This window comes from Arsukibacterium sp. (assembly GCF_033722355.1).
Taxonomy (GTDB): Bacteria; Pseudomonadota; Gammaproteobacteria; order Enterobacterales; family Alteromonadaceae; genus Alishewanella.
Window position 1 is genome coordinate 1 of sequence record NZ_JAWVZF010000119.1, and the last position, 8600, is coordinate 8600.

The window sequence follows — 8600 nt, forward strand, 5'->3', positions numbered from 1 at the left end:
CTGGTAGAGCTGATGCTACTGTTGCAGCTGGACTGGCAGGCCCAGTGGCAAGCGTTAGCATGTTTTGGCATGCTGCTGGCAGTACCGGCCTGGTGTTGGTTGCCCCGCCCGCCAGTAGAGGCTTTCAGAGCGCAGCCAGCAAGCCGGGATCGGCCACCTGCTAAGCGATTTATCCGTTTGATGCTGGCCAGTTACTTTTGCGCCGGTTACGGTTATGTGATTAGTGCTACTTTTATTGTTACCATCGTCGAGCGGATGGACGGGTTATCCGGCCGCGGTAATGTCAGTTTTATTATACTGGGGCTGGCCGCCGCACCGGCGGTGATGATGTGGGATGTTATTGCCCGAAAAACCGGTTATCTGAAAGCCATAATGCTGGCCTTACTGGTTCAGGTTATGGCAATTTTACTGCCGCTATGGTCGGGCACCTTACCGGTGGTGCTAATAAGTGCTGCGCTGTTTGGTGCAACGTTTATCGGAGTTGTCAGTTTAGTGTTAACGATGGCAGGGCGCTTATATCCCAGTAAACCGGCAAAACTGATGGGCAAAATGACGCTGGCCTACGGCAGCGCTCAGGTTATTGCGCCTGCGTTAACAGGTTATCTGGCAGAAGTAAGTGGTTACTATACGTTAGGTCTATATCTGGCAGCTGGTTTTGTTGGTCTGGGGGCGTTACTGATAGCGGTGTTAATGGTGACCGACAAAAACGCCCGGCATTTTGATGCCCTTAGCTAAGCTGTTAAGCGCAAATTACTATTTACCGATACAGAAGCTGGAGAAAATTCTGCCGAGTAAATCATCGCTGCTAAACTCGCCGGTAATTTCATTTAAGTGCTGTTGGGTTAACCGCAGCTCTTCGGCCAGAATCTCACCCGCGATATAGCTGTGCAGTTGTTCCTGACCAATAGCAAGGTGCTCAGCAGCGCGGTCCAGCGCATCTAAGTGACGGCGGCGGGCCAGGAAGCTACCCTCCAGGCTGGCGTCAAAGCCAATGCATTGCTTTAAATGCTCCCGCAGCGCATCGATACCGGCACCGGTTTTGGCCGATAACCGGTATACCGGGGTTTCAGAGCGGGTATCCGGTGTCATCGGCTCGCCGGTTAAATCGGCTTTATTGCGAATAACGGTAACGCCTAAGCTCTCAGGCAGCCGGTCAATAAAGTCTGGCCAGATAGCATGTGGATCAGTGGCATCTGTCGTGGTGCCATCGACCATAAACAGCACCCGGTCGGCCTGCTTAATTTCCTGCCAGGCACGTTCAATACCAATTTGCTCTACCTGATCGGTTGCTTCGCGCAAGCCGGCGGTATCAATAATATGCAATGGCATGCCATCGATATGAATATGCTCGCGCAGCACATCGCGGGTAGTGCCGGCTATGTCAGTAACAATAGCCGCTTCACGGCCGGCCAGGGCATTTAGCAAACTGGATTTACCGGCATTTGGCCGGCCGGCGATGACCACTTTCATGCCTTCACGCAGAATACTGCCTTGCGCTGCCTGTTTTTTAACGGTAGCCAGGTAGTCGATAATCTCGGCCAAATCGGTGGCCACTTTGCCGTCAGATAAAAAGTCGATTTCCTCATCGGGAAAATCAATAGCGGCTTCGACATACATCCGCAGATAAATGACTTTTTCCACCAGTTCATGGATACGGCGCGAAAACTCGCCCTGCAGCGATTGTATGGCACAGCGCGCGGCCTGCACGCTACTGGCGTCAATTAAATCGGCTATGGCTTCGGCCTGGGCTAAGTCGAGCTTGTCATTTAAAAAGGCCCGTTCGGAGAATTCACCGGGGCGGGCGATCCGCACATTCGGCAGTGCCAGGACTTGTTGCAGCAGCATATCAAGCAATACCGGGCCGCCATGGCCCTGCAGTTCGAGGACATCTTCGCCGGTAAAGGAGTTAGGGCCGGGGAAGTACAGGGCAATGCCCTGATCCAGTACCTTGGCTTCGCTATCAAAAAAGGCTAGATACTCGGCAGTGCGTGGCTTAGGCACTTTATGCAGGATGGCTTGCGCTACTATTTTGCTATCAGGGCCGGAAATACGAATAATACCAACACCGGCGCGGCCCGGGGCGGTGGCTAAAGCGGCGATGGTGTCGGTATTAAACATAGTTGCCTCTTAATGGAAAAAGCCTGTCGCGTGATACGGACAGGCTAGTTTGTTGTTGCTAGCTCGGGTAAGGAAATCGTCATTTCGTCGCTTTCGACAGTACGTCGCTGCTTTTAGAAACAACGGGGCTGTCTCAACCTCCGCGACATCCTTGTCGCTGCTGCATGACGACACCTTACCCTTGCTTTGATATCAGCCTAAGCTTTTTTCGTGTGTAAGCCTTTCTTTTCCATACCTTTGTAGATATACAGCATCTGGGCCAGTGAAATCAGGTTACTGACCAGCCAGTACAATACCAGGCCGCTTGGGAACCAGATAAAGAACACTGAAAATGCAACCGGCATCCACATCATAATTTTTTGCTGCAGCGGATCACTCACCTGCATTGGCGTTAGCTTCTGCATGGCAAACATACTGATACCAAACAGTACCGGCAGAATATAGTATGGATCTTTGGCTGATAAGTCGGTGATCCACAGCATAAAGGGCGCATGGCGCAGCTCAACGCTTTCGACGAATACCCAATACAACGCTAAGAATATCGGCATTTGCACCAGCATCGGTAAACAGCCACCCATAGGGTTAACCTTTTCTTTGCGGTACAGCTCCATCATTGCCGGGCCCATTTTCTGGCGATCATCTTTGTAGCGCGCCTGCAGCTCTTCAATTTTTGGCTTTAAATTGCGCATTTTTGCCATTGATTCGTACTGAATCTTGGTCAGCGGATACATCAAGCCTTTCACTATCACAGTGATCAGAATAATCGCCAGACCCCAGTTACCAACAAAATTCTGAATCGTGGTCAGCAACCAGAACAACGGCTGCGAGATAAACCAGAGGAAGCCGTAATCGACGGTCAGATCCAGGCCATTGGCCAGCTCGGCCAGGCGGTCCTGTTGTTTCGGGCCGGCATAAAAGGTACTGCCAACTATTGTGCTTGCGCCGGGTTGCAGTTCAATGACTTCACCGCGGGTACCGATAACACCTTTATTACCCGCTACCATGCTGTACAGCCGCTGGGGCTTATCTTGTTCAGGTACCCAGGCAGCTACGAAGTAGTGCTCCAGCATCGCAACCCAGCCACCGGTGGTGTTAATGGCCAGATTTTTCTTGGCCATATCATCAAAATCGTATTTCTCGTAACGTTCTTCAGTGGTGCCGTAGGCTGCACCCCGGTAGATTGGCATCATCATACTGCCGCTCTCACCGTTATCAATGTTCTGCACCAGGTGTCGATAAGGCTGAACGCGTTTGCTGACATCGCTCTGGTTTTCAATTAAATATTCTACCCGGACATCGTATTTGCCACGGCTGAAAATAAAGCGTTTTTCTATCTGCAAGCCATTGAAGTGGGTAACCATTGGCACCACCAGTTCATCACTGCCTTCGGCCAGCTGATACTGTTGTGCAGCAAACTGATAAGGCTGACGACTATTGGCTTGATCATCCGGGCCATCTGTACCAATTAAACCGGACTGAGCGGTATACTCAAACCCCGGCAATTTACGCATTAATACATAAGGTTGATCGCTGTCTTTGGTCAAATCATATTCAGGTAACGTTACCCCAACGATATCACCACGGCTGGTATCAATCGCAATATTTAACACATCGGTTGCCACTGAAACCAGCTGGGCAGAAGGAGTGGCAGTAGCGGCGACCTGGCTTACTGCATCATCACCGGTCAGTCTGATATCACCACTGTTGGCAGTACTGCTGCTGCCCGGTGTGGTATTTTGTGACTGTTCAACTGAGCTTGGAGCGACAATGGGTTTCGGTCCATAATCTTTTTGCCATTCCTGCCAGAGGAAAAAACTGACAATTGCCAGGGCAATTACTAAAAAACTGCGTTGTGAATCCATGGGTTAGCTTTTCTCATTATGCTTATCAGGAACGGGATCATCACCGCCCTTATGTAAGGGGTGACATTTTAATATGCGTTTGCCTGCTAACCAAGCACCTTTTACCGCACCAAAGCGTTCAATAGCAGTAATGGCATAGTGTGAACAGGTTGGGTTGAAGCGGCAATGTGGCCCCAACAGCGGGCTTAACACCAGCTGATAGCCCCGCACCAGCATTAACATCAGCTTGACTGCAAAGCGATGTACTGGCGAGCGATTTTGCTCCATAGCCGTTCCAGTTGTTTCAACAGTTCACTATTCGGGGTGTTACTGATATCACCCTTTACCATTAATACCAGATCGACGCCGGGCAACTGGTGTTGATGCAAACGAAAGCTGTCACGCACACAACGTTTTATACGATTGCGTTGCACGGCCAATTTAACACGTTTTTTAGCGATAGTAAGGCCTAATCGCGGATGTGTGAGCTGATTTGGTTTAGCAAGGATGGTAAACAGGGGAGACGCAACCCGAAATGGGTGTTGGAAGACATTATCAAATTGACTGGGAGTTAACAGGCGTAACTCCCGGCCGAAGTTCAGGCTGACCACGCAGCGCTTAGCAGCCGATTACGCTGATAAACGCTGACGGCCCTTAGCACGGCGACGCGCTAAAACCTGACGACCATTTTTAGTGGCCATACGAGCACGGAAACCGTGATTGCGCTTGCGTTTTAATACGCTTGGTTGAAACGTTCTTTTACTCATAATTTCATCCGTCCGGTCGAAATATTTACTAAGATTACCTGTGTTTTAGCAAATACACCAAAACGCAGCTGACAAAAATGAGCGCGAATTTTAAGTAGTTCGGCCCTGAAAGTCAATGCGATCCTTGCTTTTATTCTGATCTGATCGTTGCTTTTCCTTTTGGTTTGGTAAGGCTTTTAACCGCTGCGTTAATAAGTTTTCCACAGGCTGACTGATCCTGCTGAATAAAATGTGAGTTATTTATTCTTTAGGTCGGAAAGTGCTGCTGATTTTATTCGGTATTATCAAATAGAATAAGAAGATAAAAGCCTTTTTAAACATTGCCTTACGAAGATTTGTTAATGGCTGGTGCTTTTTTCGAAAAGTCAATATTGAACTTGTGGATAAGATCGTACGATAATGGCCAACTTGCGTTATGACACCAGCCTTATTTTATAATTTTAACCAGGGCTTCAGGAGAAACGGTGTATCAATCTGTTTGGCAAAATTGTTTACAGGCATTGCAGGCTGAACTGCCTGCCCAGCATTTCAGCATGTGGATCCGGCCACTGCAAGCTGACAGCTCTGCTGATTCGCTGATCCTGTATGCGCCTAATCGCTTTGTACTGGATTGGGTCCGCGAGAAATATTTAAACCGGATCCTGGAGCTGATCCAGGATTACTGCGGTGATGATGCGCCCAGGTTGAAGTTTGATGTCGGCAACAGCCAGCAGCAAACCAAGCGTCCGCCCGGTAACAGCCATTTACCTCATGCTGAAGTCAGCCCTGCCGGCAATCAGCCTTTACCGCCTGAAACTGCTGAACCTGCGCCCAAAACCATAGTTCGCAGTAACGTCCGCGCCAATTATACCTTTACCAATTTTGTTGAGGGTAAATCAAACCAGTTAGCCCGGGCTGCTGCCAGCCAGGTAGCCGATAATCCTGGCACGGCTTATAACCCGCTATTTATTTATGGTGGTACCGGCCTTGGTAAAACTCACTTACTGCATGCAGTGGGCAATGGGATTCTGGCAAAAAAGCCCGATGCTAAAGTGATTTATATGCACTCTGAGCGGTTTGTGCAGGATATGGTAAAAGCGTTGCAAAACAATGCGATAGAAGAGTTTAAACGTTATTATCGCTCGGTTGATGCCCTGCTTATCGATGATATTCAGTTTTTTGCCAATAAAGAGCGTTCGCAGGAAGAGTTTTTTCATACCTTTAATGCCCTGCTGGAAGGCAACCAGCAAATCATTTTAACCAGTGACCGTTATCCAAAAGAAATTGATGGAGTGGAAGACCGGCTGAAATCCCGCTTTGGCTGGGGTTTAACCATTGCTATTGAACCGCCGGAGCTGGAGACCCGGGTGGCGATTCTGATGCGCAAGGCGCAGGAGAATCAAATCAGGCTACCGGAGGAAGTCGCGTTTTTTGTTGCTAAGCGGTTGCGGTCTAATGTGCGTGAACTGGAAGGAGCATTAAACCGGGTGATTGCCAATGCTAATTTTACCGGCCGGCCGATAACGATTGATTTTGTTCGTGAAGCATTACGTGATTTACTGGCATTGCAAGATAAACTGGTTACCATTGAAAACATTCAGAAAACAGTAGCGGAGTATTACAAGATCCGGGTGGCTGATTTACTGTCTAAGCGTCGTTCCCGTTCAGTGGCCCGGCCACGCCAGATGGCCATGGCTCTATCAAAAGAACTGACTAACCATAGCCTGCCGGAAATAGGCGACGCTTTTGGCGGCCGCGATCACACGACGGTGTTGCATGCGTGTCGCAAAATTGAATCATTAAAAGAAGAAACCCACGAAATTAAAGAGGATTTTCAAAACCTCATTCGCACGTTGTCTTCATAGCGGGTTTTAACAGGGTCATCCTAACTAGGGTTAAGCTATGCAATTTGTTATTAACAGAGACGCCTTACTCAAGCCATTACAGATGGTATCCGGCGCCATTGAACGCCGCCACACCTTACCCATTTTGTCTAATGTGTTGCTGGAAGTAACAGAGCAGCAGCTAGCGTTAACGGGCACTGATTTAGAAGTTGAACTGGTTGCTACCACAGACGCTGTGCAGGTACAGCAGGTGGGCCGGGTAACAGTGCCTGCTAAAAAATTACTGGATATTTGTCGCAGCTTACCAGAGAACAGTGACATTAAAGTGGTGCTGCAGGCAGAGAGCTGTATTTTAACCTGTGGCAAAACTAAATTTACTCTGTCTACGTTAAGCGCGGCGGAATACCCTAATCTGGAAAGCTGGCAAGGGGAAGTTGATATCAGCATCAGCCGGCAACAGTTGCGTAAGTTACTGGACGATACTGCCTTTTCAATGGCCAATCAGGATGTGCGTTATTATCTGAATGGCTTGTTGTTCGAAGTGGACAATGGCAGCCTGACCGCTGTCGGTACAGACGGCCATCGTCTGGCTTTAAGCAAATTAGTGTTGCCCGGGGTTAATTTACAACAAAAACAAATTATTATTCCGCGCAAAGGTGTGCTGGAGATCATGCGACTACTGGCCAATGATGACCAGGTCATTCAGTTAAGCCTCGGTCAGAATCATATCCGGTTATCTGATCAGGGCTTTACTTTCAGCAGTAAGCTGATTGATGGTCGCTTTCCGGATTACCGGCGGGTATTGCCCCGGAACTCCACCAAACTGGTTACTGCCCACCGCCCGGTGCTGAAAGATGCCTGTACCCGAGCGTCAATTTTATCTAACGAAAAATATCGCGGTGTACGGTTTACGCTCAGTAATAATGAGTTGCAAATTATGGCGAATAACCCTGAGCATGAGCAAGCGGAAGAACAGATAGAAGTAGAGTATCAGGGTGAGCCACTGGAAATCGGGTTTAACGTTGGTTATATGCTGGATGTGCTGAACACGCTGAATACTGATCTGGTGGTGCTGCATTTAAACGATGCCAACTCCAGCACGCTGATTGAAGGTGTTGGTAACGAAGGTGCGTCTTATGTTGTTATGCCAATGCGCTTGTAATATATGGCCTTGCTGTCATTGCAACTTAGCCAGTTTCGCAATATTGCGAAACTGGCACTGACTGCCCATCCAGAGTTTAATCTTATTTGTGGCGAGAACGGCAGCGGTAAAACCAGTTTGCTTGAAGCGATTTATTATCTGGCCCATGGCCGCTCTTTCCGCAGCCGGGTGCATCAACGTCTGATAAAAGACGACGCTTCTCATTTTACCCTGCATGCCAAAGTCAGCAATAATCAGCAAAGTTATAGTCTTGGCCTGCAACGCAATCGTACTGCCGAATTGCTGCTGCGATTAAATGGTGCTAATGTGCAGCGTTTGGCTGAGTTTGCCAGTCTGCTGCCCGTTCAGTTGCTTACTCCTGATAGCTTTCGGTTATTTTTCGGCGGTCCGAAAGAGCGCCGACAATTTTTCGATATGGGAGTGTTCCACGTGGAACACGGTTTTTTTCCGGTTTGGTTACAGTTCAGCCGCGTATTAAAACAACGGAATGCATTACTAAAACAACGCCGGCGTCATGACGATGAGTTCGCTTACTGGGATCAGCAATTTGCCAGCTTGGCCTGGCAGCTGAATACCCAGCGGCAGCAGTATATCGATCAGTTAACTGCTGCTTATCATGCGTTGGTTGCAGACAACGAATTGCTCTGCGATATCAACATGCAGCTGCAAAGTGGCTGGCCGGATCGAATTAGCAGTGAGCAGGACCTGCTTACCTTAGTTAAACAAAATTTTGAGCAGGATAGCCGTCAGGGCTTCAGTCAGTATGGCGCACAAAAAGCCGACTTAAAGTTAAAAAAAGCACAGTTGGCAGTGGAAGAAGTATTATCCCGTGGCCAGCTAAAAGTGTTATTATTTGCACTTAAAATCGCCCAGAACAATGTAATCAGTA

Annotated in this window: 9 protein-coding genes; 4 read left to right on the top strand and 5 right to left on the bottom strand. The window is 48.6% G+C overall.

What is annotated here, in order from left to right:
* The coding region (locus R3177_RS10765; protein ID WP_318971033.1) for a YbfB/YjiJ family MFS transporter at positions 1-735 on the top strand (735 nt) is incomplete at its 5' end.
* Between the two features lie 18 nt (positions 736-753).
* Here R3177_RS10765 and mnmE read toward each other — a convergent pair.
* The 5 genes from mnmE to rpmH form a co-directional block, all read right to left on the bottom strand.
* Positions 754-2118, bottom strand: coding sequence for a tRNA uridine-5-carboxymethylaminomethyl(34) synthesis GTPase MnmE (gene mnmE, locus R3177_RS10770; protein ID WP_318971034.1), 1365 nt, complete (start codon positions 2116-2118; stop codon positions 754-756).
* Positions 2119-2315: 197 nt separating this feature from the next.
* Complete coding sequence (gene yidC, locus R3177_RS10775) at positions 2316-3980, bottom strand: membrane protein insertase YidC (protein WP_318971035.1); 1665 nt, start codon at positions 3978-3980, stop codon at positions 2316-2318.
* Between the two features lie 3 nt (positions 3981-3983).
* The gene (yidD, locus tag R3177_RS10780; protein ID WP_318971036.1) at positions 3984-4247 is read right to left on the bottom strand and encodes a membrane protein insertion efficiency factor YidD; all 264 of its coding nucleotides are present in this window, start codon (positions 4245-4247) and stop codon (positions 3984-3986) included.
* Entirely contained in the window at positions 4202-4570 is a 369-nt protein-coding gene (rnpA, locus tag R3177_RS10785; RefSeq protein WP_290620831.1) for a ribonuclease P protein component, read from the bottom strand. Before rnpA ends, yidD begins: the two co-directional genes overlap by 46 nt.
* A gap of 18 nt (positions 4571-4588) precedes the next feature.
* Positions 4589-4726: a 50S ribosomal protein L34 gene (gene rpmH, locus R3177_RS10790; RefSeq protein ID WP_083923053.1), complete on the bottom strand. Its 138-nt coding sequence runs from the start codon at positions 4724-4726 to the stop codon at positions 4589-4591.
* A gap of 464 nt (positions 4727-5190) precedes the next feature.
* Between rpmH and dnaA the strand changes: the two genes are divergently transcribed.
* The 3 genes from dnaA to recF all read left to right on the top strand — a co-directional run.
* Entirely contained in the window at positions 5191-6570 is a 1380-nt protein-coding gene (gene dnaA, locus R3177_RS10795; RefSeq protein ID WP_318971037.1) for a chromosomal replication initiator protein DnaA, read from the top strand.
* Between the two features lie 37 nt (positions 6571-6607).
* Positions 6608-7711 carry a DNA polymerase III subunit beta gene (dnaN, locus tag R3177_RS10800; protein ID WP_318971038.1) on the top strand — a complete coding sequence of 368 codons (1104 nt, stop codon included), beginning with the start codon at positions 6608-6610 and terminating at the stop codon, positions 7709-7711.
* A 3-nt stretch (positions 7712-7714) separates the two neighbouring features.
* Positions 7715-8600: DNA replication/repair protein RecF (gene recF / locus R3177_RS10805; RefSeq protein WP_318971039.1), on the top strand; the 886-nt coding region annotated here is incomplete at its 3' end.

What these genes read in the sequence shown, in the direction of transcription:
- mnmE (WP_318971034.1), bottom strand. Translation starts at nt 2,118, where the DNA reads ATGTTTAATACCGACACCATCGCCGCTTTAGCCACCGCCCCGGGCCGC.
- yidC (WP_318971035.1), bottom strand. Translation starts at nt 3,980, where the DNA reads ATGGATTCACAACGCAGTTTTTTAGTAATTGCCCTGGCAATTGTCAGT.
- rpmH (WP_083923053.1), bottom strand. Translation starts at nt 4,726, where the DNA reads ATGAGTAAAAGAACGTTTCAACCAAGCGTATTAAAACGCAAGCGCAAT.
- dnaN (WP_318971038.1), top strand. Translation starts at nt 6,608, where the DNA reads ATGCAATTTGTTATTAACAGAGACGCCTTACTCAAGCCATTACAGATG.
- yidD (WP_318971036.1), bottom strand. Translation starts at nt 4,247, where the DNA reads ATGGAGCAAAATCGCTCGCCAGTACATCGCTTTGCAGTCAAGCTGATG.